General features: G+C 65.8%; 24 protein-coding genes. 10 read left to right on the top strand and 14 right to left on the bottom strand.

What is annotated here, in order from left to right:
• Position 1: 1 nt before the first annotated feature.
• Positions 2 to 1,135 carry an alpha-hydroxy acid oxidase gene (locus tag XH83_RS16200; RefSeq protein WP_194407919.1) on the bottom strand — a complete coding sequence of 378 codons (1,134 nt, stop codon included), beginning with the start codon at positions 1,133 to 1,135 and terminating at the stop codon, positions 2 to 4.
• A gap of 347 nt (positions 1,136 to 1,482) precedes the next feature.
• Here XH83_RS16200 and XH83_RS16205 point away from each other — a divergent pair, with 347 nt between their 5' ends.
• Entirely contained in the window at positions 1,483 to 2,820 is a 1,338-nt protein-coding gene (locus XH83_RS16205) for a S41 family peptidase (protein ID WP_194407920.1), read from the top strand.
• A gap of 75 nt (positions 2,821 to 2,895) precedes the next feature.
• Here the strand turns inward: XH83_RS16205 and XH83_RS16210 are convergent, their stop codons facing one another.
• Positions 2,896 to 3,651, bottom strand: coding sequence for an SDR family oxidoreductase (locus tag XH83_RS16210; protein ID WP_194407921.1), 756 nt, complete (start codon positions 3,649 to 3,651; stop codon positions 2,896 to 2,898).
• A gap of 309 nt (positions 3,652 to 3,960) precedes the next feature.
• Entirely contained in the window at positions 3,961 to 6,681 is a 2,721-nt protein-coding gene (locus XH83_RS16215; RefSeq protein WP_194407922.1) for an EAL domain-containing protein, read from the bottom strand.
• 316 nt (positions 6,682 to 6,997) lie between these two features.
• On the opposite strand from XH83_RS16215, the gene XH83_RS16220 reads away from it, so the two are divergent.
• A complete protein-coding gene (locus tag XH83_RS16220; RefSeq protein ID WP_194407923.1) occupies positions 6,998 to 7,162 on the top strand; it encodes a Flp family type IVb pilin in 165 nt (54 codons plus the stop codon).
• Here the strand turns inward: XH83_RS16220 and XH83_RS16225 are convergent.
• Both XH83_RS16225 and XH83_RS16230 read right to left on the bottom strand, forming a co-directional pair.
• Positions 7,143 to 8,399 (bottom strand): MFS transporter, encoded by a 1,257-nt coding sequence (locus XH83_RS16225; protein ID WP_194407924.1) that lies wholly within the window; start codon positions 8,397 to 8,399, stop codon positions 7,143 to 7,145. The two genes, XH83_RS16220 and XH83_RS16225, sit on opposite strands and share 20 nt — an antisense overlap.
• Complete coding sequence (locus XH83_RS16230; RefSeq protein ID WP_194407925.1) at positions 8,396 to 9,811, bottom strand: amidase; 1,416 nt, start codon at positions 9,809 to 9,811, stop codon at positions 8,396 to 8,398. Before XH83_RS16230 ends, XH83_RS16225 begins: the two co-directional genes overlap by 4 nt.
• Before the next feature lie 140 nt (positions 9,812 to 9,951).
• Between XH83_RS16230 and XH83_RS16235 the strand changes: the two genes are divergently transcribed.
• A complete protein-coding gene (locus tag XH83_RS16235) occupies positions 9,952 to 10,545 on the top strand; it encodes a CGNR zinc finger domain-containing protein (protein WP_194407926.1) in 594 nt (197 codons plus the stop codon).
• Between the two features lie 14 nt (positions 10,546 to 10,559).
• On the opposite strand, the gene moaC is transcribed toward XH83_RS16235, so the two are convergent.
• From moaC to XH83_RS16255, 4 genes are read right to left on the bottom strand one after another with little or no spacing between them, the layout of a single operon-like run.
• Entirely contained in the window at positions 10,560 to 11,075 is a 516-nt protein-coding gene (moaC, locus tag XH83_RS16240; protein ID WP_194407927.1) for a cyclic pyranopterin monophosphate synthase MoaC, read from the bottom strand.
• Between the two features lies 1 nt (position 11,076).
• Positions 11,077 to 11,898: an indole-3-glycerol phosphate synthase TrpC gene (gene trpC, locus XH83_RS16245; RefSeq protein ID WP_194407928.1), complete on the bottom strand. Its 822-nt coding sequence runs from the start codon at positions 11,896 to 11,898 to the stop codon at positions 11,077 to 11,079.
• Positions 11,899 to 11,905: 7 nt separating this feature from the next.
• Positions 11,906 to 12,919 carry an anthranilate phosphoribosyltransferase gene (gene trpD / locus XH83_RS16250; RefSeq protein ID WP_194407929.1) on the bottom strand — a complete coding sequence of 338 codons (1,014 nt, stop codon included), beginning with the start codon at positions 12,917 to 12,919 and terminating at the stop codon, positions 11,906 to 11,908.
• Positions 12,920 to 12,933: 14 nt separating this feature from the next.
• Positions 12,934 to 14,835 (bottom strand): peptidylprolyl isomerase, encoded by a 1,902-nt coding sequence (locus tag XH83_RS16255; RefSeq protein WP_194407930.1) that lies wholly within the window; start codon positions 14,833 to 14,835, stop codon positions 12,934 to 12,936.
• A 223-nt stretch (positions 14,836 to 15,058) separates the two neighbouring features.
• Between XH83_RS16255 and tpiA the strand changes: the two genes are divergently transcribed.
• From tpiA to XH83_RS16270, 3 genes are all read left to right on the top strand, one after another.
• The gene (tpiA, locus tag XH83_RS16260) at positions 15,059 to 15,814 is read left to right on the top strand and encodes a triose-phosphate isomerase (RefSeq protein ID WP_194407931.1); all 756 of its coding nucleotides are present in this window, start codon (positions 15,059 to 15,061) and stop codon (positions 15,812 to 15,814) included.
• Between the two features lie 139 nt (positions 15,815 to 15,953).
• Positions 15,954 to 16,340, top strand: a complete 387-nt coding sequence (gene secG / locus XH83_RS16265) for a preprotein translocase subunit SecG (protein ID WP_028136194.1) — start codon at positions 15,954 to 15,956, stop codon at positions 16,338 to 16,340.
• Between the two features lie 167 nt (positions 16,341 to 16,507).
• Positions 16,508 to 18,139 (top strand): CTP synthase, encoded by a 1,632-nt coding sequence (locus XH83_RS16270; RefSeq protein ID WP_194407932.1) that lies wholly within the window; start codon positions 16,508 to 16,510, stop codon positions 18,137 to 18,139.
• Between the two features lie 4 nt (positions 18,140 to 18,143).
• Here XH83_RS16270 and XH83_RS16275 read toward each other — a convergent pair whose 3' ends face one another.
• From XH83_RS16275 to XH83_RS16285, 3 genes are all read right to left on the bottom strand, one after another.
• Positions 18,144 to 18,806, bottom strand: coding sequence for a class I SAM-dependent methyltransferase (locus tag XH83_RS16275; protein ID WP_194407933.1), 663 nt, complete (start codon positions 18,804 to 18,806; stop codon positions 18,144 to 18,146).
• A 107-nt stretch (positions 18,807 to 18,913) separates the two neighbouring features.
• Complete coding sequence (locus tag XH83_RS16280) at positions 18,914 to 20,290, bottom strand: HAMP domain-containing sensor histidine kinase (protein ID WP_194408288.1); 1,377 nt, start codon at positions 20,288 to 20,290, stop codon at positions 18,914 to 18,916.
• A gap of 5 nt (positions 20,291 to 20,295) precedes the next feature.
• Complete coding sequence (locus tag XH83_RS16285; RefSeq protein ID WP_194407934.1) at positions 20,296 to 20,970, bottom strand: response regulator transcription factor; 675 nt, start codon at positions 20,968 to 20,970, stop codon at positions 20,296 to 20,298.
• A 185-nt stretch (positions 20,971 to 21,155) separates the two neighbouring features.
• On the opposite strand from XH83_RS16285, the gene XH83_RS16290 reads away from it, so the two are divergent.
• From XH83_RS16290 to XH83_RS16305, 4 genes are all read left to right on the top strand, one after another.
• Positions 21,156 to 21,482, top strand: a complete 327-nt coding sequence (locus tag XH83_RS16290) for an NIPSNAP family protein (protein WP_194407935.1) — start codon at positions 21,156 to 21,158, stop codon at positions 21,480 to 21,482.
• A 125-nt stretch (positions 21,483 to 21,607) separates the two neighbouring features.
• A complete protein-coding gene (gene kdsA, locus XH83_RS16295; RefSeq protein WP_194407936.1) occupies positions 21,608 to 22,456 on the top strand; it encodes a 3-deoxy-8-phosphooctulonate synthase in 849 nt (282 codons plus the stop codon).
• Positions 22,456 to 23,664 (top strand): MFS transporter, encoded by a 1,209-nt coding sequence (locus tag XH83_RS16300; RefSeq protein WP_194407937.1) that lies wholly within the window; start codon positions 22,456 to 22,458, stop codon positions 23,662 to 23,664. The genes kdsA and XH83_RS16300 overlap by 1 nt, the downstream gene beginning before the upstream one ends.
• A gap of 66 nt (positions 23,665 to 23,730) precedes the next feature.
• The gene (locus XH83_RS16305) at positions 23,731 to 23,958 is read left to right on the top strand and encodes a hypothetical protein (protein ID WP_194407938.1); all 228 of its coding nucleotides are present in this window, start codon (positions 23,731 to 23,733) and stop codon (positions 23,956 to 23,958) included.
• Positions 23,959 to 24,003: 45 nt separating this feature from the next.
• Here the strand turns inward: XH83_RS16305 and queF are convergent, their stop codons facing one another.
• Both queF and XH83_RS16315 read right to left on the bottom strand, forming a co-directional pair.
• A complete protein-coding gene (gene queF / locus XH83_RS16310; protein WP_194407939.1) occupies positions 24,004 to 24,480 on the bottom strand; it encodes a preQ(1) synthase in 477 nt (158 codons plus the stop codon).
• Positions 24,481 to 24,532: 52 nt separating this feature from the next.
• Entirely contained in the window at positions 24,533 to 25,510 is a 978-nt protein-coding gene (locus XH83_RS16315; protein WP_194407940.1) for a lyase, read from the bottom strand.
• Positions 25,511 to 25,526 lie beyond the last annotated feature (16 nt).

The following is a 25,526-nucleotide window of genomic DNA, read 5'->3' on the forward strand; positions in this document are numbered from 1 at the left end:
CTCAGTACCGATAAGGTTCGTGGTCGAACAGCGGAAACGCGCTGAACACGCTCGGCGCGTTGGTGGCGGTCGCCGGATGCAGGCAGGATTTGTCGACCTCGGCAAACGACGTGGCGCCGAGCAGGCCGAGGCAGCGCAGCACCTCGTCTTCGAGCAGCTCCAGCATCCGCGTGATGCCGGCTTCGCCGGCCGCCGCCAGCGCCCAGCATTGCAGCCGGCCGATGCCGACGAGATCTGCCCCTGCCGCGATCGCCTTGACGATGTCGGTGCCGCGACAGATGCCGCCGTCGACCATGATCTTGGCGCGGCCCTTCACGGCCTCGACGATTTCGGGCAGCACATGCATGGCACCGCGGCCATGGTCGAGCTGGCGGCCGCCGTGATTGGAGACGTAGATCCATTCGACGCCGTGATCGACCGCGATCAGCGCGTCCTCGGCGGTGGCGATGCCCTTCAGGATCAGCGGGATCTTGAACTTGTCCTTGATCATCTTCACGGTCCGCCACTCCAGGCCCTTCTGGAAATCGCCGCCGGTGGCGCGCAGGCGACTCTCGCGAACGTAGCGCTTGGCGATGTCACGTTCGCGACGGCTGTAATGGGCGGTGTCGACGGTCAGGCAGAAGGCGGCATAGCCGTTCTTCTCGCTTCGGCTGACGACATCCGCGACGAAGGAATCGTCGCCGCGGACATAGAGCTGGTAGAGCCGGAGCGCATCGGGCGCCATCTCGGCGGTCTTCTCCAGGCCCGGCTCGGACACCGAGCTCAGCATGTGCGCCGCACCGAAGGTGCCGGCACCGCGCGCGACGCTCGCCGCGCCGTCCGGATCGAAGATTTCGAGCGCGCCGACGGGCGCCAGCACCACCGGAAGGCGCATCTTGCGGCCAAATTGCTGAACCGCGCCGTCGACCTTGCGGACGTCGCGCAGCACGCGCGGGCGGAAGGCGATCTCGTCCAGCGCCATGCGGTTGCGGCGCATCGTGGTTTCGGTCTCGGCGGCGCCGACGATGTAGTCCCAGGCGTTCTGGTTGAGGTTGGCCCGCGCTTTCCGGATGAATTCGTGCAGATTCTGGAACGGCTCGTTGCTGGCGCCGAGCTCGACGTTCCGTTCCGGCCGGATGCGGGGTGCTTCGTTCATTGTTATCCTCCCGAGAATTTGAAGCCTTATGTCATCGCCTAACCCGTCCAGGCCTCCAAAACTATCCTAAAATCGCATAGCAGCAGGGCGTGGACCGGCCGATGATTCCCCTTGCGGGCTGGCCAGTCCTGCAACGTTGCCAAAAGTTTAGGTCCGGGCGAAGCGATTTCTGCGGTGCACCCGTCGGCGTGGCATCCCGGCCTTGAAGAAACCAGAATGGTATTGTGAGAAGCAGACTGGATCGCCAATTGCATGGCGCCTCCCAAGTCTTGAAAGACAAGTCCCGAAAGACAAGTCTCGAGAGACAAGCTTAAAGCGAACCGCCCAGCGAAAAGGCCAGCCCATCCATGCGGAAATCCCTGCTGTTCCCTCTGGGCACGCTCACCGGAGCGTGTCTCACCCTTCTGGTAGCCAGCCCGCACGGCGGCGTATGGGCGGCGCGGGCGGCAGCAAACGCGAATGATGCCTATTCCCAGCTCAACCTGTTCGGCGAAGTGTTCGAGCGCGTGAAGGCGAGCTATGTCGAGAAGCCCGACAATGCCAAGCTGGTTGAAGGCGCGATCACCGGCATGGTGACCTCGCTCGATCCGCATTCGCGCTACATGAACGCGAAGGCCTGGACCGAGATGCAGGAGACCACCTCCGGTGAGTTCGGCGGCCTCGGCATCGAGGTCACGATGGAGGACGGCCTCGTCAAGGTCGTCTCGCCGATCGACGATACGCCCGCCTCGAAGGCCGGCCTGATGTCCGGCGACCTCATCAGCAAGATCGACGGCGAGGCCGTGCAGGGCATGACGCTCGAGCAGGCGGTCAACAAGATGAAGGGCCCGGTCGATACCCAGACCAAGCTCACCATCGTGCGCAAGGGCGCCGACGCGCCGCTCGACGTCGCGATCAAGCGCGAGATCATTCATGTGCGCCCGGTGCGCTTCCATGTCGAGAACGGCGACATCGGCTATGTCCGCATCACCTCGTTCAACGAGCAGACCACCGACGGCCTGAAGAAGGCGATCGCCTCGATCACCAAGGACGTCGCGCAGGAGAAGCTCGTCGGTTACGTGGTGGACCTGCGCAACAATCCGGGCGGTCTGCTCGACCAGGCCGTGTCGGTGTCGAGCGCCTTCCTGCAGCGCGGCGAGGTCGTTTCGACCCGCGGCCGCAACCCGGAGGAGACCCAGCGCTTCACCGCGCATGGCGGCGATCTCACCAAGGGCAAGCCGCTGGTGGTGCTCGTCAATGGCGGCTCGGCCTCGGCCTCGGAGATCGTCGCCGGCGCGTTGCACGACCACAAGCGCGCGACGATCATCGGCACGCGCTCGTTCGGCAAGGGTTCGGTGCAGACGATCATTCCGCTCGGCGCCGGCAATGGCGCACTGGCGCTGACCACTGCGCGCTACTACACGCCGTCGGGCCGCTCGATCCAGGCCCAGGGCATCGCGCCCGACATCGAGATCCTGCAGGACGTGCCGCCGGAGCTGAAGGGCCGCATGGACACCATGGCGGAGTCCCAGATGCGCGGGCATCTGTCGGCGGGCGAGGGTGGCGAGCAGACGGGGTCACAGTCCTACGTGCCGCCCAAGGAGGAAGACGACAAGGCCTTGCATGCGGCTTACGACTTCCTGCACGGCGTCACCGCGAACGCGGTTGCGGCCAAGCCTGCCTCGAAAGGCGCGGTGCCGAACTAAATTCTGCGACTCCCAGTCTACGGATCGCCCGGAAGCGGATAGCCGCGTCCGGCCGAATTCGTCTGGAACGTCGCCTCAGCTTAGATTCATGGCCGCAAAGGTCGCCTCGTAGCGGCCATCGCGCTCGGCCCAGCGGCGGGCGCGGTCACGCTCCACCAGCACCTCGTCGCGGGGGTGAAGCCGGAGCTCCAGCAATTGCATGACCTCCGCGATGTAAGCGGCCAGCGGCATGGCGCGCGCGTCGCAGGCCTGCTGCGCGCCGGTCAGCCCGGTCTGCACATAAGGCGGCGCGAGCTCCAGCACCTCGACGGGAATCCTGCGGAGCTGGTGCCGCAGCGACTGCAGCCAGGAGTGCAGGAACGCCTTGCTGGCGCAGTAGGTCGGGAAATCGGCACGCGGCACGAAAGCGAGGTTCGAGCTGGTCGCGATGATCGTCGCGTCCGGTTGCCTCTTCAGGATCGGCAGGAACGCCGCCGTAGCGCGCAGCACGCCGAGAATGTTGGTCTCGACGATGGCTTCCGCATCCGAGGCATCCCAGCCTTCCGCCGCCAGGTCCTCCGGCCGCGAGATGCCGGCATTGGCGATCAGAACGTTGAGCCCGGGAAAGCCTGCCTGAATATCGGCCGACAAGCGCGACAGCGACGCGGGATCGTCAAGGTCGAGCGGCAGGCCGATCACGCCAGGCCGCTCGGCCGCGATTTGCTCGAGCAGGGCCGGCCGCCGGCCGGTGACGATGACGCGATTGCCGCGATCGTGAAAAGCCTCGGCCAGCGCGCGGCCGATGCCGCTGGTGCCGCCGGTGACGAGGATCGTATTGCCAGTCATCTTCATGGGGTCGCCTTTCGGTTGGGAAAGGCCACGGCAACCTCGCGAATCCTCATGGCGAGCGATCCGGCAAGACGGCCGGCAGCACGGCGCTTGCGCGCCTGCCTAAGCGTCTTGAACGGGTGAGCATCCGCTGACAGGAAAAGTGATGGCATGACCGTGGCGTCTCGTGAATCGAGAACTCCCTGCTGGGATCCTCTCGACAAAGGACGCGTTGGATGACGGTAACGCCTACGGCAGCGCCGTCTCGGCAGCTGCATGTCGGGGAATACTTTGGCCGGTCGTGATCGTCAAGCCTGACGGGACGGACGAATTTTAACCCGCCTCGCGGCGGCGGCCGCCGTTGCCTTCGCGCTGGGCGAGCCGGCTGCGATGCAGCGCGAACAGCTCCAGCACCTTGTCGGCGGGCTTGGCGGCGCTGAACAGATAGCCCTGCATTTCCGAGCAACCGAGCGCACGCAGCAGGCGCTGCTGCTCCTCGGTCTCGACGCCCTCGGCCGTGGTGGTCATGCGGCGCGCCGCCGCCAGGTTGACGACGGCCTGGACGATGCTGGCGGAGCCGTCGGGACCGGCGATGTCGTCGACGAAGCAGCGGTCGATCTTGATCTTGTCGAACGGGAAGCGGTGCAGATAGCTCAGCGAGGAGTAGCCGGTGCCGAAATCGTCGAGCGCGATGCGCACGCCGATGGCACGGAGCTGGTGCAGGATCGTGAGCGCGGCATCGTCGTCGCGGATCAGCACCGCCTCGGTGATCTCGAGTTCCAGACGGCTTGCCGGCAGGTTCGAAGCAGCGAGCGCCGCCATGATCTTCAGCGCCAGCGTGCCGCTCTTGAATTGCACCGGAGAGACGTTGACCGCGAGGCGGATGTCGTCGGGCCAGTTCGCAGCGTCCCGGCAGGCGGTCGCCAGCACCCATTCGCCGATCTCGTTGATCAGGCCTGTGTCTTCGGCGATCGGGATGAACTCCGCCGGCGAAACCATGCCGCGCTCGGGATGGCGCCAGCGCACCAGGGCCTCGCAGCCGGTGATGCGATCATCCTTCAGGCTGAGGCAGGGCTGGTAGTAGACTTCGAGACCCCCTTCGGCGATGGCATGGCGAAGGTCGCTCTCGAGCAGGCGGCGCTCGCGCACCTTGGCATCCATCTCCGGCTCGAAGAAGCGATAGGTACGGCGTCCGGCCGACTTGGCGGCGTACATCGCCATGTCCGCGTTCTTGAGGATCTGGTCGAGCGCCGTGCCGTGCTCCGGCGCGAGTGCGATGCCGATGCTGGCGTCGGTGGTGAGATGATGCCCCATGCAGTCGAACGGCGCGCGGATGGCCGCGAACACGCGTGCGACCAGCTCATCGACCTGATCACGCGACGTCACTGCGCTCTGGACGATGGCGAATTCATCGCCGCCGAGCCGCGCGACGAAATCCGCCGGGCCCGCACAGCGACGCAGGCTCGTGGCAACCGATTTCAACAGATCGTCGCCGACGAGGTGGCCGAGCGCGTCGTTGACGCCCTTGAATTCGTCGATGTCGATGTAATGCACCGCGATCTCTTCGCCGTTGCCGACGGCGGCGAGCTCCTCGCGCAGATGCTCGTGGAACATTGTGCGGTTGGGCAGATCGGTCAGCGCGTCGTAATGGGCGAGGTGGGTGATGCGTTCCTCGATGCGGCGGCGCTCGGTGATGTCCTCATGGGTCGCCACCCAGCCGCCGTCCGCCAGCGGCTCGTTGAGGATGTGGATCGAGCGGCCATCGGAGGTGTCGACCACCATGGAGTTGCGTGCGTGGATGCCCTTCAGCACGCGCGCGACATAGCGGTCGACGTCGCCCGTGAACGAGCCGGTTGCCTTGCGATGGGCGATGATGTCGTGGAAACTGCAGCCGGGCTTCACGATCTCGGCCGACAATCCGTACATTTCGATGTAGCGCTGGTTGCAGACCACCAGCCGCCGCTCGGCGTCGAACAGCAAGAGACCCTGCGTCATGTTGTTGACGGCGCGGTCGAGCCGCTGCTTCTCCAGCGTCAGCCGCTGGCGCGAGGCGCGGTGTTGCTCCAGCAGCTTGCGCACGACCGCGATCAGCACGCCTGCGATGGCGAGCGCGGAGGCGGCGGCGACCGAGATCAGCATGCCGATCTGCTCGCGCCAGTCGCTCAGGGCCGCCGCACGCGTCGTGGTCGCCATCATCAGGATCGGGAAATGGGGCAGTGCGCGCGAGGAAATCAGCCGGTCTTCGCCGTCGATCGGGCTGGTGAAACGGCCGGCGAAGTGGTCAAGCCCGAAAACCCTCTGTTGTTCGAACGAACCGGTCTTGAAGTTTCGTCCCATCAATTCGCCCGAGTGCGGATAACGGGCGAGCAGCGTGCCGTCCCGATGCAGCATCGAGATCGTCGCGCTTTCGCCGAGCGCGACGGTGGCGAAGAACTTCTCGAAGTTGGCGGGCTCGATGCCGCGTCCGACGACACCCAGGAACTCGCCGTTGGGCCCGACGATCTTGCGCACGATCAGGACGGTCCAGGCACCCGAGATGCGGCTGTGCAGCGGCTCGATCAGGACTTCAGGCGAATTGGGGTCGTACTTGAAAGTGCGAAAATAGGCGCGGTCGGCCATGTTGACCTTTGGGACCGGCCACGCCGTCGACGAATTGATCAGATTGCCGTCGGCATCAATGATGTTGACGCCGCCGATATAGGGCAGTGCATCGATCTTCGAGCGCAGCATCTGGTGGACGCCCTGACCAGAGAGGCGCGTGCGGAAGTCTGCAACGCTGGCAATGCCGATCGTACGCGCGTGATCGACGAAGTCTCGCTGGATGACCGCAAAATCCTGCAATTGCTGATCGAAATGATGGGCGAGCAGCAGCACGGTATTTTCCAGCTCGCGGCCCGCGTTGCGCAGCGCCCGTTCGCGGAAATTCTGCGCCATCAGGACGGAGCCTACGGCGATGGCCGCGATCAGCAGCGTGCCGCCCACCACCAGCCAGCGGATCGGTCCGCTTCGCACGAAGGCCTGGTCAAAGAGGCGACTGCCGAATCTCGTCATCATGCTGGGTCATTGCCGTGCACACGTCGGGGTCAATTCTTGGCCCCGAAAGCATCCGTGGGTTTACGGGAACGGTATGGAGGCGAAGTTAGGAAGCTCGGTTAATGCGATGTGAACGGCCGCGCATAAAAGCAATCGATGCGCTGGGCGCGAGGACCGGGCAGGAATTGCCGCCCGCATCCGCAATGCCGGTCAGTTCCTGCCGGCCGCGCCGCGATCAACCAGGGCTTAACCATCTAACGTGTTGGCAGGGCTCGAAAGCGTATTGGCACGTGATTTGCGAATTCGTCAGCCACCGACAACAGAGAGGGACGCGATCATGACGAACATTGTGAAGAGCTTCATTGCCGACGAGCGTGGTGCGACCGCGATCGAATACGGGCTGATCGCCGCCGGCATCGCGCTTGCGATCATCACCGTCGTGAATGGCCTGGGCACCAAGCTCAACGCCAAGTTCACCGCCATCAGCGCTTCATTGCGCTGATCCGCGGAGGGCCATTGCGCGCCAGTATCGCCGCCACGACCAGCGCCGCGATGACGTTGGCGGCGGCGCTGACCAGGATCGGCAACACGTAGCTGTGGTTGACGTCGTAGGCGAAACCGGCCGCACTCGGACCGACAAGCGTGCCGAACGCCACGCTGGTGTAGAGGATGCCGATGATTCCACTGACGTTGCGTCCGCCGAAATAGTCCATGACCACAGAGGGCAGCACCGCGACCCATCCGCCGTAGAACGCGCCATAGACGAAGGCAAAAGCGGCGAGGGTCCAGACGTCAGCGGCAATCGCCCAGATCACCATCGCGAACGCCATTCCGATCAGGACCATGATCAGCGAGCGGTCCCGGCCCATCCGGTCGGCCAGCGCGCCGAGAAAGAAGCGGCCCGCGGTGCTGCCGGCGCCGATCACGCCGAGCAGCAGCACCGCGGAGGACGCCGCGACCCCGTGGTCGCGTGCGTAAGGCACGAGATGGACGAACGGGATGAAGGCGCCGAACGAGCAAACCAGGCACGACACATAGAGGCCGGCGAATCGCGTCGACCGGACGGCCTCGCGCACCGATGCGCCGCCGGCGTTGTTTGCAGCCGCGGCATCGCGGGGCGGATCGCCATCGGGTCCGAGGCCACGGTCCTTCGGATCGTTCTCTATGAGCAGGGACATCCCGCCACCCAGCACCAGCACGATCGCGCCCAGCACCATATAGGCGCCGCGCCAACCCATCGATGCGATCAGCAATGAGGCGAGCGGCGGCATCGCAAGCGTGCCGATCCCGATGCCGCTCACCGCGAGCCCGGAGGCAAAGCCGCGGCGCCTCACAAACCAGCGTTGTACCGCGCCGATGGCCGGAACATAGGCGCAACCGACGCCGAGGCCGATGCCGAGCCCATAGGCGAGATAGACCTCGACCAGGGAGCGTGCAGCGCTCGCGGCCGCAAGTCCGACCGCGACCAGGATCATGCCGGCGACGGCCAGCGAACGCGAACCGAGCCGGTCGGCGAGGGGGCCGCTGACGAGTCCGAGCGCGAAATACAGAAAGCCCGCAATCGAAAACACCAGCGAGATCGAACCGCGCGAGGCGCCGAAGTCGCGCTGGAGCGGCTCCAGAAACGCGCTGAACGTGTAGGCGGAGCCGAAGCCGACGAACGTGACGGCAAAGGCTGCCGCGACGACGAACCAGCCATGGAAAATGCCTTGCCGGGCGATCGTGGATTGAATGGTCATTGCGGCCTCCGCGAAATGAGGGAAGGACGGCGGCGGTGCCAGGACGTCGCCCGCTGGAACGCGGCGCCGGCACGCACGAGCGTGGCTTCGTCGAGACGGGCGGCGACCAACTGGAACGCGATGGGCAGTCCGTCCGCCGACGCACCACCTGGCAGCGTGATCGTGGGATGGCCGGTCATGTCGAACGGGCAGGTGTAGCGCTGCAGCTTTGCGATCAGGTCCGGCTGCTCGCCGAGTGTCTGAATCATGGCGAGCGTCAGTGGCGGGAATGGCTGCACCGGGGTCAGCAGGAGGTCGATGGTCTCGAACAGCGCGGTCACCCGGCCGCGAAACGCCAGCCGGCGCAGCAGGATCTTCTGATAGTCGAGGGCGGAGAGCGCGCGCCCCGCCTCGATTACGGAGGCGAGGATCGGACCATACTCGTCCCGGTGGGCAGGATAGGTCGCCTCGTGCGCGACCGCGGCTTCCACCGCACAATTCGGCGTCCAATCGGCGATCGCCTGCACGACGTCGGGAAATCGGACATCGACGATGTCGGCGCCAAGCGTGCGGAAAGCATCGATGGCGTCCGCCAACACATGCTGTGTCGTGATGTCGACGTCGTCGCTGTTCCAGGCGGCATCGACGCCGATCCGCAATCCCCGCATGTCCCGTGCAGCCGCAGCCAGATAGTCGGGCACCGGATCGAACAGCGACGTCGGGTCGTTCGGGTCCTGTCCGGCGATGGCGCCGAGCAGCGCGCCGGCGTCGGCCGCGCTGCGGCCGATCGGTCCGATATGGTCGAGCGTTGCGGCGAGCTCGAACGCTCCGTGGCGGCTGACGCGGCCCCAGCTCGGCTTCAGTCCGGTCAAGCCGTTGGCGGCGCAGGGCCAGCGGATCGAGCCGCCGGTATCGGAGCCGAGCGAGCCGTAGCAAAGCCCGGCGGCTGTGGCGACCGCGGAGCCGCTCGACGAGATACCCGGCCAGTAACTCGCATTCCAGGGATTCTTCGGCGGCTTCACCCGCGGATGGTGGTCGGCATAGGCGCCTTCGGTGAGTTGCACCTTGCCGAGGATCACGGCGCCGGCGTCCTTCAGCCGGCGCACGACGGTTGCGTCCTCATCGGGACGGAAGTCGCGATGAAGCGTGGTGCCCGCTGCCGTCGGAATGCCCTTGGTCCAGAGCAGATCCTTGAGAGCAATCGGCACGCCATGCAGCGGGCCTCGATACCGGCCCTGGGCGATCTCGGCGTCCGCGGCTTTCGCTTCCGTGACGGCCGTTTCCGCCATCACGTGGACGTAACTACCGAGGTCGCGGTCGATGGCGTCGATGCGGTCGAGTTGCGCGCGCGTCACCTCCAGCGCAGAGATTTCGCGCGCCTCGAGCCGCGCGGCGAGCGCAGTGAGTTCAAGATAGTGCAGGGCGTCGGTCACGGCGCGGTTCTCCAGTGATGAGATCGCAGAGGGACACGATCCCCAAGCGACTCTGTAAGCACCATCATAATCATTATACTGGTGTCGCTTGCCGTCAACCGGTAAATCTGTTTTACTGGTGTCTATTTCCGGGTGTTCCGATGTCGAAAGAGTCACGCAAATTCCAGGTTCCAGACGAGCTCGCGAACCTCTACGACTTCGCCAACACGCTCGATGTTCGTCACTTCACGCATTTCGGCGTTGAACATCCGGAGAGCGATGAGCTTGGCGGGCCGAAGGAGCTGGCGGACTGGATGCGGGAACGCGGCCTCGGCGTCGAGGGCGGTCGCGTCACGCCCGCGATGTTCGAGCTTGCGCTAAAGCTGCGGGGCGCTTTGCGTGCCTATCTGCAATGTGAGCCGAGCGAGCGGCTCCGGAACAAAAGCGTTCTCGGCGCGCTCAATGACGCGCTCGCGCCGTTTCCGTTGCGGGTGGAGGCGCGCGCAGGCCGTGGCGCAACGCTGTCGGCTGCGCGCGAGGATGCGCTCGCCGGCCTGTCGGCCATCGCGATCGAGCTTCATGATGCAGCGCTCGTGGGAACGCTGGACCGGCTGAAGATGTGCGCGTCGGAGGAATGCCGCCGGGTGTTCTTCGACCGGTCGAAACCGTCGACGCGGCGCTGGTGCATGTCGACGCTGTGCGGCAACCGAATGAAGACGCGCGCCTATCGCGAGCGGCAGCGCGAGGCGAAATAGACCGGACCGCGCGATCAGGCGCGGTAGTGGCCGGATTTGCCGCCGAGCTTCTCGACGAGGTGAATGCCTTCGATACGCACGCCGCGCTCGACCGCCTTGATCATGTCGTAGATGGTGAGGCAGGCGACGGACACCGCGGTGAGGGCCTCCATCTCGACGCCGGTCGGTCCCGTCACTTTGACGCTGGCGCGTACCACACAGCCCGGCAGCTTTGCGTCGGGCTCGATGTCGACGATGACCTTTGACAGCGCCAGCGGATGGCAGAGCGGGATCAGCTCCGAGGTGCGTTTGGCGGCCATGATGCCGGCGATGCGGGCGGTGCCCAGCACGTCGCCCTTCTTGGCGTTGCCTGACACGATGAGATCGAGCGTCGCCTTGGTCATGATGACGCGGCCTTCCGCGACCGCGAGCCGCTCGGTCGCCGGCTTGTCCGACACGTCGACCATGCGGGCCTCGCCGGAGGCGCCGATATGGGTAAGGGCGGGGACGGCCTTCTTGGACGGCTTGCGCGCCATATTTTTGCGCGCCATGTCAGCGCGTACCCGTGGCGCGCGTTGCGCCTTCGCGCGCGAGCAGCGTGCGCGTGGCCGCGGTCACGTCGGCCTGCCGCATCAGGCTCTCGCCGACCAGGAAGGTCGACATGCCCACGCGCTCGAGCCGGGCGAGATCAGCCGGCGTGAAGATGCCGCTTTCGCCGACCATCAGCCGGTCCGCAGGAATCAGCGGCGCCAGGGCCTCGCTGGTCGCGAGCGTGGTTTCGAAAGTGCGGAGATTGCGGTTGTTGACGCCGATCATCGGCGAACGAAGTTTCAGCGCCCGGTCGAGCTCGGCGCGGTCGTGGATCTCGATCAGCACGTCCATGCCGTAGGCCATCGCGGCGTCTTCGAGATCCCGGGCGGTGGCATCATCGAGTGCCGCCATGATGATCAGGATGCAATCGGCGCCGTGCGCGCGGGCCTCGACCACCTGGTAGGTGTCGAACATGAAATCCTTGCGCAGCACCGGCAGCGATGTTGCCGCGCGCGCCGCCACCATGAAGTCGAGATGGCCCTGGAACGAGGGCGTGTCCGTCAGCACCGACAAACAAGCCGCGCCGCCTGCCTCATAGGCTTTCCCGAGGGCCGGCGGATCGAAATCCGCGCGGATCAGGCCCTTGGACGGGGAAGCCTTCTTCACCTCCGCGATCAGCGCGTAGTCGCCATGGACGTGCTTGGCCTTGATCGCGCGCACGAAGCCGCGCGGGGCCCCTTGCGCCTTGGCCTGCGCCTCGACCGCCGCGAGCGGCTGCGCGCGCTTGGCGGCTGCGATCTCCTCGCGCTTGTAGGCTTCGATCTTGGTCAGGATGTCCGACATGTCAGGCTCAGCCGTTCGAGATCGCGATCAGGTGCTTCAGCTTCGCGTTGGCCGCGCCGCTGTCGATCGACTTCATGCCGATCGCGACGCCTTCCTTGAGGTCCTTGGCGCGGCCGGCGACGATCAACGCGGCCGCGGCGTTCATCAGGGCGACATCGCGGTAGGCACTCGGCTTGCCGTCGAGCACGCTTTGCAGTGCGATCGCATTGGCATCGGCGTCACCGCCCCTCAGCGCGCCCGCGTCGCAACGCGGCAGGCCGGCATCTTCCGGCGTCACTTCGAAATTCCGGATCTCGCCATTGTGCAGCGTGGACACGAAAGTCGGGCCGGTGAGGGTGATCTCGTCGAGACCATCGGAGCCGTGCACCACCCAGGCGGATTCGGAGCCGAGGTTCTTCAGCACCTGCGCCAGCGGCTGCACCCATTGCCGGGAGAATACGCCGACCATCTGCCGCTTCACGCCGGCCGGATTGGAGAGAGGGCCGAGCAGATTGAAGATCGTGCGCGTCGCAAGCTCGACCCGGGTCGGGCCGACGTTCTTCATGGCGGGATGGTGGGCGGGAGCGAACATGAAGCCGATGCCGCATTCGCGCACGCAGCGGCCGACCTGATCGGGCCTGAGGTCGATCTTGACGCCGAGCGAAGCCAGCACGTCGGCGGCGCCCGAGCGCGACGACAGGGCGCGGTTGCCGTGCTTGGCCACGGGCACGCCGGCCCCTGACACGATGAAGGAGGCGCAGGTCGAGACGTTGACCGAGCCGGAGCCGTCGCCGCCGGTGCCGACGATGTCGACGGCATCAGGCGGTGCCGTCACGGTCAGCATCTTGGAGCGCATCGCCGACACCGCGCCGGTGATCTCGTCCACGGTTTCGCCGCGCACCCTGAGCGCCATCAACAGGCCGCCCATTTGCGAGGGCGTGGCCTCGCCACTCATCATGGCGTCGAAGGCGGAGGCGGCCTCGTCACGCGACAGGCTGGCGCCGGTCGCCACTTTTCCAATGATCGATTTCAGGTCGTCCATCGCGTGCTTTCAACTTACTGCTGGTTCGCGCCGGTCACCTGCGCGAAGGCGGCCTGATTAATGGTGGTCCCGATGTCGGTTTCAAGCTTGTTGACGTAGGAGGCGACCTGCTCCTCGGTCTGGGCGCGGTCGAGGCTCTCCTTCAGCTTCTTGACCGCGTCGGAGGCAACGTCGACCGCGGGATCGACGATGTCGGTGACGCGGAAGACGATGACCTCGGTGCCCCCGGTCACCGGCGTCTGTCCGACGCCATCCTTGGCGGCGCGGAAGGCGGCGGCGACGACCGCTGCAGGCACGCTGGCGGGCGTATCGTCGCGCTTGAAGCCGGTCGCGGTCTCGACCTTGGCGCCGATGGCGGAGGCTTCATCGGCGAGCTTGCCGCCCGCTTCGAGCTTCTGCACCATCTCGGTCGCCTTGGCCTTGAGCTTGGTCGCGATCTGGTCCTGGCGCCAGCGCGCCTCGACCTGGTCGCGGACCTCGTCGAGATTGCGGTCGCGGGAGGGCGTGATGGCGAGCACGTCGTACCAGACATAGCCGCCCTTGAACGAGATCGAGTCGTTGTCGACGCCGACATCGGTGTTGAAGGCCTGCGACACCACGTCGAGGCCCTGCGGGATGTTGGCGACCTGCTGGCCGTCCGGGGCGCGGCCGGAGCGGTCGACGGCATCGATGGTTACGGCGGTGAGGCCGAGCTTCTGCGCTGCGTCGATCACGCTGGCGCCGCCGCCACGCTCGTCTTCCATCTTGTCGCGGAGATCGTTGACCTTGACGCGCGCGCGCTCGGTCGCGATCTCGCGCTTGATGTCGCCGGCAAGCTTCGCATAGTCGGCCTCGGCACCCGGCTCGATCTTGTCGACCTTGACGATGGACGTGCCGAGCGCGCCCTGGATCGGCTGGCTGATCTCGCCGGCGGGAAGCGCGAAGGCGGCTTCGCCGACCACAGCATCCAGCGAGGATTTGGTGACGAGGCCAAGATCGACGTCGGAGGCGCTCAGTCCGCGCTCCTTGCCGAGGTCCTCGAACGACATGCCGCCCACAAGGCGCTCCCGGGCGGCCTGCGCTTCAGCTGCGTTGGGGAAGACGATCTGCTGGATCTGGCGCTTCTCCGGCGTGCCGAGCCGGTCCTTGCGCTGCTCGAACACCTTCTTGGCGTCCTCGTCCGAGACTTCGCTCCATTTTCCGATTTCCTCCGGCGAGACCACCACGAAGGAGATCTTGCGATATTCGGGCGCGCGGAACTGGACCTTGTGATCCTCGAAATAGGCCGCGAGCGCCTCGGGCGAAGGCGCGTCGATCTGGCCTGCCTGGGCAGCGTCGAGCCTGACGAATTCAATGGCGCGCTGCTCGTTCTGGAAGCGCGTCAGCGCGTCGATCATGGCCTTCGGCGGCTCGAGGCCGGCCCCGATCGTGCCGGTGATCTGCCGGCGCAGCGACACCTTGCGCTGCTCGGCGACGTAGCGCTGCTCGGTATAGCCGAAATTGCGGATCATGGCCTGGAAGCGGTTCGCATCGAAATTGCCGCCGACGCCCTTGAAGTTGGGGTCGTTCATGATGACTTGGCGGATCTGGTCATCGGACTGACCAAGCCCGAGCCGGCGCGCCTCCTCGTCGAGGGCCGCTTCCGCGATGGTCTGCTGCAGCACCTGGCGGTCGAGGCCGAAGGCGCGGGCCTGGTCCGGCGTCAGCGGACGGCCGAACTGGCGGCTGATCTGCTGCAGGCGGTCGGTATAGATCTGGCGGAACTCGTTCAGCGAAATCTCGGTGCGGCCGATCTTGGCCACCGTGGACTGCCCGAAGCCCTTGAAGATATCGGCGATGCCCCAAATGCCGAAACTGATGATCAACACGCCCATCACCACGGCCATAATGGTCTTGCCGAGCCAGTTTGATGAGGCCTTGCGCATTCCTCGAAGCATTTGGTCCAACTTGTCTGAGCAGGAGGGGAACGGGAGCGCGTCTTAATGCAGATTCCGCAAAAGCGCGTCACCAAATTGATCAATCATCATAAAGTGGCGGCTTTCCCCCCGCAACCTCAGGCCCAGTGACCGCTGGAGACTGCGGTTAAAGGCCTCTGGTCTCTGGAACTGCCGCGGCAGCTCTGCTAGCGCATGCGCAAACCTCATTTTGCTGGAAGTTGACATGACCGACGCCATCCGCCCCCTGATCGCCGGCAATTGGAAAATGAACGGCCTGAAGGCCCAGGCTGCCGAGTTCGACGCCATGCTCACCGGCGCGGCAGATGTGGCCGCAAAAGCCGATCTGCTGGTCTGCCCGCCGGTCACCCTGATCGCAGCCTTTGCCGAGAAGGCGCGTGGTAAGACGGTCGCGGTCGGGGCCCAGGATTGCCATCCCAAGGCCTCCGGAGCCCATACCGGCGATGTCTCTGCCGAAATGCTGGTGGATGCCGGGGCCGGCGCCATCATTGTCGGCCATTCCGAGCGCCGCGCCGACCATGGCGAGGGCGATGGCCTGATCCGCCAGAAGGCGGAAGCGGCCTGGCGCGCCGGCGCGACCGCGATCGTCTGCATCGGCGAGACGCAGGGCCAGCGCGACGCCGGCCAGACCCTGGACATTCTGCGCGGGCAGCTCGCTGGCTCGCTTCCCGATGGCTCGACCGCCGCGAATCTCATCGTAGCCTATGAGCCGGTCTGGGCGATCGGCACCGGCCTCACCCCCACGTCCCAGGATGTCGAGCAGATTCATGGGTTTATCCGGGAACTCCTGACCGCCAAGTTCAAGGCCGAGGGTAGCCGGATGCGCATTCTCTACGGCGGCTCGGTCAAGCCCTCGAACGCGGCCGAATTGATGGCCGTGAAGAACGTCAACGGGGCACTGGTCGGCGGCGCCAGCCTGAAGGCGGCCGATTTCCTTGCGATTGCCAAGGGCTGCCCCTAACTCATTCAAACCGTTGGTTCGGAGCCGATCGGGGGTGGCAATGCCCCCTCCGATCGTGTAACACCGCGCAACTTCAGGAAAACCCGCGAAGCGCGATCGGCCGCCGTCAGGCGCCGCCCGCTTGTGACGGAAGGGCACTATGCAGACCGTTGTCATCGTCATTCACCTCATGATCGTCGCCGTCATGATCGGCGCCGTCCTGCTCCAGAAGTCGGAAGGCGGCGGCCTCGGCATGGGGGGCGGCGCGGGCTTCATGTCGAGCCGGGGCACCGCGAACCTGTTGACGCGGACCACCGCGATCCTCGCCGCGGGCTTCTTCCTCACGAGCATGTTCCTGTCCTGGCACGCCGGCTACAGCCGCGCGCCGTCGTCGATCATCGGCACGCCGGCGTCGCAGGGCCAACCGGCCGGCGGCTCGCCAATCGCGCCGCCGACCTCGGGCGGCATCCTGGATTCGCTCAAGAAGGCCGACGAGCAGCAGCAGGCGCCGGCTCCGACCGGTCCGCAGGTGCCGCGTTCGCAATAAAGCAGGGGGGCCATGCAGGGCGATAGCTACCGTCCTGCATCAACAATCCCCATCAAGGCACTGTCACCACTCTTAGTTTTGGCTCACCCACAGGCCCGCAGAATCTTTTGGGGCGGAATACGAATCGCTTTGGCGAATCGAATTCGAGGGATTAGAGGTTAAGTCCCATGGCGCGGTACATATTCATCACCGGCGGCGTGGTTTCTTCGCTCGGCAAGGGTCTGGCTTCAGCGGCACTCGGTGCGCTGTTGCAAGCCCGGGGCTACAAGGTCCGCCTCCGCAAGCTCGACCCCTATCTCAATCTCGATCCTGGAACGATGTCGCCGTATCAGCACGGCGAAGTGTTCGTGACCGATGACGGCGCGGAGACCGATCTCGATCTCGGTCACTACGAGCGCTTCACCGGGCGGCCTGCGACCAAGGCCGACAACATCACCACGGGACGCATCTACCAGGACATCATCACCAAGGAGCGCCGCGGCGATTATCTCGGTGCGACCATCCAGGTGGTTCCGCACGTCACCAACGCCATCAAGGAATTCGTCCTCGATGGCAATGACGACTACGATTTCGTCCTCGTCGAGATCGGCGGCACCGTCGGTGACATCGAGGGCCTGCCGTTCTTCGAGGCGATCCGCCAGCTCAAGAACGAGCTGCCGCGCGATCACGCCGTCTACATCCATCTGACGCTGCTGCCCTTTATCCCGAGCGCAGGCGAGTTGAAGACCAAGCCGACGCAGCATTCGGTGAAGGAATTGCGTTCGATCGGCATTCAGCCTGATATCCTGCTCTGCCGTACCGACCGCGAGATCCCGAAGGAGGAGCGCCGTAAGCTCGGCCTGTTCTGTAACGTGCGCGAAAGTGCCGTGATCGAGGCGCGCGACGTCGACAACATCTACGCGGTGCCTGAGGCCTATCACAATGCAGGTCTCGACGACGAAGTGCTCGCCGCCTTCGGCATCGGCTCGCGGATTCCGCCGGAGCTGCGCAGCTGGCAACAGATCAACGAGCGCGTGCGCAATCCCGAGGGCAACGTCACCATCGCGATCGTCGGCAAATATACCGGCATGAAGGATGCGTATAAGTCGCTGATCGAGGCGCTCTCGCATGGCGGCATCGCCAACAAGGTGAAGGTCAATCTCGACTGGATCGAGAGCGAGATCTTCGAGAAGGAAGATCCCGCGCCGTTCCTCGAGCACGTCAACGGCATCCTCGTTCCCGGTGGATTCGGCCAGCGTGGCGCCGAGGGCAAGATCAAGGCGGCGCAGTTCGCGCGCGAGCGCGACGTGCCGTATTTCGGCATCTGCTTCGGCATGCAGATGGCGGTGATCGAGGCCGCGCGAAACCTCGTCGGCATCGAGGACGCCAATTCCACCGAGTTCGGCCCGACCAAGGAGCCCCTGGTCGGCCTGATGACGGAATGGCTGCGCGGCAACGAGCTCGAGAAGCGCTCGCAAGCCGGCGATCTCGGCGGCACGATGCGCCTCGGCGCCTATCCCGCCGCGCTCAATCGCGGCAGCCGCGTCTCCCAGGTCTATGGCGGCGCCACCGAGATCTCCGAGCGTCACCGTCATCGCTACGAGGTCAACACAGCCTACAAGGATCGCCTCGAGCAGCATGGCTTGAAATTCTCAGGCCTGTCGCCCGACGGCGTGCTGCCTGAAATCGTCGAGTACGAGGATCACCCTTGGTTCATCGGCGTCCAGTTCCACCCTGAACTGAAGTCGCGCCCCTTCGAGCCGCATCCGCTGTTCGCCTCGTTCATCGAGGCGGCGGCGAAGCAGAGCCGGCTGGTTTAACAGCTCAGCGCGCGGCGGAGTCCTCGCGCGCATGATGCATCGGCGTCAACGCGACCCGCGCTGATGGTTCGGGCGCAAGCGATCCAGTGATCAGCTTCATCTGCGGCCGCCGCGTCAGCCTGTAGACCGCGGCGGGCGGCACGTTCAGCAGGGCGCGGTCCACCAGCTTTGCGCGCAGGCCGAGCCGGTCGAGCACCGGCCGCGGCACCGGGCAGCTCATGCCGTAGGTGAACTGGTAGAAGGCGCCGCCGGGACGGACATAGCTGAACGCGCCGCTGAGGATCGAGATCACCTTGCGCCTGCTCATGTTCAGCAGCGGCAGGCCGCTCACGACCGCACCGACGGGGGCGCCCTCATAGAGGCGCTCGGTCGCGAGTCGGCCTGCGTCCATCCACAGCACGCGCGAGCCGGGAAAGCGCATCTGCAGGACTTTCATGAAGTCGGAGCCGTATTCGATCAGCGTGAGGTCCTGCGGCCGCACGCCGCGTTTGAGCAGCTTGTAGGTGAACGCGCCGGTGCCGGGACCGAGCTCGAGGATCGGTCCCGTCGTTGCACTGATCTCGCGCGTGATGAGATCAGCAAGCGCCGCACCCGATGGTGCGATCGCGCCGACCCGCCGCGGGGACGACATCCAGGACAGGAAGAACGAAAGAAAATCGTTGGGCATGCGCACTCCGGGATCTTGCTTTGCACCTCAATGGAGGTGCGGCGCATGCAGTGTCGCGGGAGCGCATTGCGACAGCATTGCGCTGTCGGACGCGAATACCAATTGAATCAGCTCTGCCGGACCGGCGGCAGCGTCATCCGGAAGCAGGCGCCGCCGTCTGCTCCGTCCGCGACTGAGACGTGGCCGCCATGCAGCTGGACGATCTCGCGCACCATGTTGAGACCGAGGCCGGCACCGCGATCGAGCGGCGTCAGCCGATAGAACGGCTCGAAGATCTGCTCGCGCTGATCGGCGGGAATACCGGCGCCTTGATCCGTGACTTCGATGCTCGCGGGCTTGCTGACGCGAATCCCGATCGTGCCGCGGCGCGGGCCGTGCTGGATCGCATTCTGCACGAGATTGGTCAGCGCACGCTCCAGCGCGGCCGCATCGCCGATCGTTTCGACGGGTGTCGCCGGCGCATCGAGCGCCAGCTCGTAGCCGGCCGCGATCGCCAGCGGCGCGAGGTCGGCGGCAACACTTTGTGCGACCGCGACGAGGTTGATGCGCGCGAAGGGATGGCTGCAGCGGTCGAGCCGCTGGATGTCGAGCAATTGCTCGGCAAGCGTCGCCAGCCGCGCGGTATCCTCCAGCAGGCGTGTCTTGTCCGGCCCCGGGGCCAGTGACTCCAGGCGCGTGTTCAGGATTGCGATGGGCGTGCGCAGCTCGTGCGCGGCGTCGGCGACGAAGCGCTTGTGGCGTGCATAGCCCTGGTCGAGCCGCGCCAGCGCGTCGTTGATCGCGGTCACCAGCGGCACGACCTCGAGCGGGATGCGCTCCAGCGGAAGCCGCGCGCCGCGCTGGTGGATGTCGATGCGCCGGGCCTCGTTCGCCGCGGAATCGAGGCCCCTGAACGCGCGTCGCACGATCATCGGCGTCGCGATGAACGTCGCCGTTCCCATCAGCAGCAGGCCGGGCAGGGCGATGCCGAGAAACGCGAGCGAGGTCATGACCAGCGCTTTCGCACCCGTCAGCCGCCCTTGCGTTGCCGTGATAACCTGCACATTGCCGGCATCGGTGTCGACCCGCTTCAGCCGCGCCGCGGGCTTGTGGGGGTCGTCCTCGAACAGCTGCCAGCCGAGCCGGGCCTGGCTGATCTGGTCGAGGCCGTTGCCGATCGCGGCGAATTCCGCCGGCACGGTGCCTTCACTGAGGACGCGGCCCTGCCGGTCGCGCACCAGGAACCAGAGGTCGGGCGTCTCGCTGCGCAATTGCTGCAGCTCGGCCGTCGGCCGCAACGCCAGTCCGCCTTGCGGCTCGCGCGTGAGCGCGCGCTGGACGACATCGATAACGCGGTCCTCATCGCGCTCGGCGAGCACGAAGCCGGAGGCGCAAAGCCCGGCGAGGACGATGGCAAGCAGCGCGACCAGGATCGCGGCCTGGAGCGACAGCAGGCGCCAGCTCAGCCGCGAGCGCAGGCAATAAGGATCGTCGCGGAGGCTGATCGTGCTCATGGCAGCCTCTTCAGGAGATAGCCGACGCCGCGGATGCCGTGGATCTCGATCCCGGCGTCGGCGTCCGCAAGCTTCCGCCTGAGACGCGAGACATGCGTGTCGAGAGCGTTCGACTGGATCTCGTCGTCAAAATTGTAAACCGCCTCTTCCAGCGCCGAGCGCAGCACGGTCCGGCCGATGCGGCGGACCAGTTTTTCGAGCACCAGCAGCTCGCGGCGGGGCAGCTCGAACGGGGTGCCGTCGATGCTGGCCTCGCGATGACTGAGGTCGAAGGCAAGCCGGCCGGCATGAATGATTTCGGGAGAGAGCCCCGCCGGCCGCCGCAGCACGGCGCGCAGCCGCGCCAGCAACTCCTCGACTGCAAACGGTTTTGCCAGATAATCGTCGGCGCCGCCGTCGAGTCCGGCGATGCGATCGGCGAGTTCGCCGCGCGCAGTCAGGACAATGATCGGCACACCCTCGGCGCGCGCGCGGAGTTTTGGGATCAAAGCGAGGCCGTCGCCGTCGGGAAGCTGGCGGTCGAGCAGGACGGCGGCATGGACGTCGGCCGAAATGGCTTCCTCCGCCTCGGCCAGCGTCCGGGCATGATCCACCACCATGTCGTAGCGCTTCAGCGCTGATGCTAGCGCGCAGGCCATTTCCGCTTCATCCTCGACCAGCAAAATCCGCATCTGACAGGCACCTGAACCGCAACTGAGCCTTTCTAGCGGCCCGATCATTGCGGCAGCATTGCGGGATCCGGCAGTGGCTCGAGCTCAAGCCATGCGCAGAGCGCCATATGGGGCGGCCGGGCGGGCTCAAGACACCGTCGGGCCCGGCCGCTATAACCGCCGGACCTGATCAGGGAGGAACATGAATGATCTACGAAATGCGCGTCTATCGCTGCGTGCCCGGCCGCCTGCCGGCGCTGCTGAAGCGGTTCGAGACCGCTACGCTGAAGATCTGGGAGAAGCACGGAATCAAGCAGGCCGGCTTCTTCACGACCGTGATCGGTGAATCCAACCAGGAGCTGACCTATTTCCTGGCCTGGGAGTCGCTCGCCGAGCGCGAGAAGAAGTGGGGCGCGTTCATGACCGATCCCGACTGGATGAAGGCGCGAGCCGAGAGCGAAGCCGACGGCCAGATCGTCGGCAACATCGTTAGTCAACTGCTGATGCCGACCGCGTTCTCCTCGGTCAAGTAACCGCGGTCCTGCAAGGGGGCGCGCCGGGCCCCCCGGCGCAACCCTGATATTCTGACCGTCCGGGCCGAATAGGGTTGATCCGACCCTCATCGCGGCTATGGTCGCGCCGAAACGAGGGATTTGCATTGAGCTCTTCGCATTCAGCGGCGCCGGTCGTCACCATTGGCAGCGTCAAATTCGGCAATGATCTGCCGATCTCGATCATTGCCGGACCCTGCCAGCTCGAAAGCCGTCAGCACGCGCTGGAGGTCGCTTCCGCGCTGAAGGAGATCGCGGCGCGGCTGAACATCGGCCTCGTCTACAAGACCTCGTTCGACAAGGCCAACCGCACCAGCGCGTCGGCGGCGCGCGGGCTCGGCCTGTCGCAGTCGCTGCCGATCTTCGCCGAGATCCGCTCCTCGCTCGGCCTGCCTGTCCTGACCGACGTGCACGAGGCCACGCAATGCGCCGAGGTGGCGCAGGCCGTGGACATCCTGCAGATCCCGGCCTTCCTGTGCCGGCAGACCGATCTGCTGCTGGCGGCTGCCGCGACCGGCAAGGTCGTCAACGTCAAGAAGGGCCAGTTCCTGGCGCCCTGGGACATGGCGAATGTCGTCACCAAGATCACCAGTGCTGACAATCCCAACGTGCTCGTCACCGAGCGCGGGGTGTCGTTCGGCTACAACACGCTGGTCTCCGACATGCGCGCGCTGCCGATCCTGGCGCGCACCACCGGCGCGCCCGTGATCTTCGACGCCACCCATTCGGTGCAGCAGCCGGGCGGGAAGGGGACTTCGTCGGGCGGCGAGCGCGAATTCGTGCCGGTGCTGGCGCGCGCCGCCGTCGCGGTCGGCGTCGCCGGCGTCTTCATCGAGACCCATCCCGATCCTGATCGCGCCCCCTCCGACGGGCCCAACATGGTGCCGCTGCACGAGTTCGAGGCATTGATCGCGAGATTGATGGCGTTCGACGCGCTGGCAAAGAACCCGCGCTGATGCAGAAGAGCGAGGCGCGGCCGCACGATCACGGTCTGCCGACGGCGCTCTACGTCATCTCAGGAGCAAGCTTTGCCGCAGCGCTGTCGGCGCGCGCGCTCGATCCGGTGCTGCCGCACGTCGCCGAGGATTTCGGCGTCAGCATCGCGACGGCCGCCGGCTTTGCCGCGGTGTTCGCCTTCACCTTCTCGATCATCCAGCCCATCGTCGGCGCTGCCGCTGATCTGTTCGGCAAGACGCGGTTGATGATCGGCTGCCTCGCGCTGCTCGGCCTCGCCAACATCCTGGGCGCGCTCTCGTCCTCATTCTCGGTTCTGTTCGCGACCCGCATCCTCGCCGGCATCGGCTCGGGCGGCGTGTTTCCGGTGGCGCTCAGCCTCACCAGCGATCTGGTCGGGCCCGAGAAACGCCAGGTCGCGATCAGCCGCACGCTGGCCGGCGCCATGACGGGCAATCTGCTCGGCGCCTCGGCCTCCGGCCTGATCGGCGATCTGCTCGGCTGGCGCGGCGTGCTCGCAGTGCTCGGCGCGCTCGTCATCGTGGCCTCGATCGCGGTCGCCGCCGGCTTTCGCGGCGCCAAGGTCCAGCATCCGCCGAAGACGAGCCTGTCGGCACTGAAGGCCGGCTATCGCACCATCTTCACCAATCCGAACGCCTATGTCTGCTATTCGGCGGTGTTCATCGAAGGCTGCTGCGTGCTCGGCCTGTTTCCCTACATCGCCTCGTTCCTGTTCGAGCTCGGCCAGACCTCGCTCTCGATCGCCGGCATGGTCATCGCGGGCTTTGCGGTCGGCGGCCTGTTCTACACGCTGACGGTGTCGCGCCTGCTGCCCTGGCTCGGCGTCAAGGGCATGATGATCGCGGGCATGACGCTGGTGGCCTCGCAGCTCATTGCCGTCGCCTTCGGCCCGCGCTGGGAAGTGCAGGCGCTGAATCTCATCGTGATGGGATGGGGCTTCTACATCGCCCACGGCTGTCTGCAGGTCTTCGCCAGCGAGCTCTCGGTCGAAGCGCGCGCCACCGCGCTGTCGCTGCATTCGTTCTTCTTCTTCATGGGGCAGACCGTCGGACCGCTCGCCTACGGCTTCGGGCTCCAGCATGCCGGCAAGATGCCGACCCTGTTTGCCAGCGCCGCGGTCATGGTGGTGCTGGGCGTCGTCTGTGCCCGGTTGCTCAAGCAGCGTGCGCCGTCTGATGCGCGGGTCTGACGAAAGTCGCTCGGGAACCCTGCAACTAAATCGGACGGACTGACCTTCAGCGTGCTACAGCCGGGAATGACAAAGTTTGTAATCGCCGCGCTGCTCGCCATGCTGCATGCCTTGGCTCCGGTCGCCGCGCAGGCGTCTGAAGCACAGCCCAAGCCGCCCGTGACCGATCGCGAGCAGGTGCAAGCCGACCGCGCGAAAGCTGCTGCCGAGGAAAAGAACGCGCCGACCACGCGTCCATGGGACAGAGATGCCAACGGCAAACGTCCCTGGGAAAGGTCATCCGTGACCAAGTAGCGCGTCGCGTGTGAGCATATCCACGCGCGTCTGTTCGCGTTGTTCTCAGCCTCGTCCGCGATAGGGCGCGACGCCTTGCTCCGGCACCCACAGGCCCTTGGGCACGCGGCCGGTCTGCCAGAACACGTCGATCGGAATGCCGCCGCGCGGATACCAATAGCCGCCGATGCGCAGCCATTTCGGTTTGATCTCGCTGGCGATGCGCTTGCCGATCATCACGGTGCAGTCCTCGTGGAAGGCGCCATGGTTGCGGAAGCTCGCGATGTAGAGTTTTAGCGATTTCGACTCCAGCAGCCACGGGCCGGGCGCATAGTCGATCATCAGATGCGCGAAATCCGGCTGGCCCGTGACCGGGCAGAGCGAGGTGAATTCCGGCACGGTGAAGCGGACGAGATAATCGGTGCCGGCTTGCGGATTGGGCACGCGGTCGAGCTGGGCGTCTTCCGGTGTGTGCGGCCACTCGACCGCGCGGCCGAGCTGTAGGGATTTCTTCGCCGATGTCTTCGCCGATGTCTTGGCCATTGTGTCGTCACATCCTGTTTCGATGCCGGGATGGACGCAAATGCCGCTGTCGTCAACCGCTCGCGATGGTCTGGATCATGACGATCCGGTCGTTGCCGGACTCGCAGCCCCAGAGCTCGCCCGGCCGGCCGTCGAGCTGGCGCACATTGGCATTGGCCTTGTCGCTGGCGAACACGTTGAACGTCTCTGTCGCAGGACCGAAGCGCACGATGGCGTTCGCGGAGAAGTCGGTCAGCCAGACCTTGTCCTTGTCGTCGACATAGACCGCGTAGGGGCGGGGACGATTGCCGGGGAGCTTCCACGTCTTCCACGACGCATCGGCGGGATCGTGCACCGAGACGTGGCCACTATTCCACTCGCTGACCCAGATCCGGCTCTTCGAATCCGACCATACCCGCCGCGAGCCCTGGTCCGGCGTCGGCGGCTCGACAACGCTGGCGCTGCCCGTCGCCAGATCGATCTTGGCGATATGGCTGCCGGCGAGCGAGGCGTACCAGACATCGCCTTGCGGAGTGACAGTGATGCCGTAGGGACCGACGCCTTTGGGTGCCTTGAACACATTCACCTCGCCCGATCTCGGCGCGAGGCGGCCGTAATAGCCGGACTGGCCGGTGAACCAGTAGGTGCCTTGCTTGTCGAACACGCCGGTGTTGAGATTGGCGGCAGCGAACTTCTCGGGCAGGCGGAACAGGGTGACCTTGAGATCGGAAGGATCGACCCGTGCGATCGCGTTCTGGCCGCCCTCGGTATTCCAGGGCGCGCCATCCGGGCCGATGGTCACGCCATGGGGAGCCGCGCCCTGACCGAGGCTGACCGTCTTGAAACCGCCATCCCGGGGATCGAGCCTGCCGAGCAGGCCCTTGCCCTGTGCGGTGAACCAGACCGAACCGTCAGGGGCGGGCGCCAGATCGTGCAGGCCGATGCCGGCGCTGACCGGGAAGTATTTTGTCCGGAACGGGCCTTCCTGGGCAAAAGATGGGCGGGCCGCCAACAGGGCGGCGCTCGATGCAAGAAACTGGCGTCGATTCATGGCGTTACCCCGGCTG

Origin of the sequence: Bradyrhizobium sp. CCBAU 53351 (assembly GCF_015291745.1) — a bacterium.
Taxonomy (GTDB): domain Bacteria; phylum Pseudomonadota; class Alphaproteobacteria; order Rhizobiales; family Xanthobacteraceae; genus Bradyrhizobium.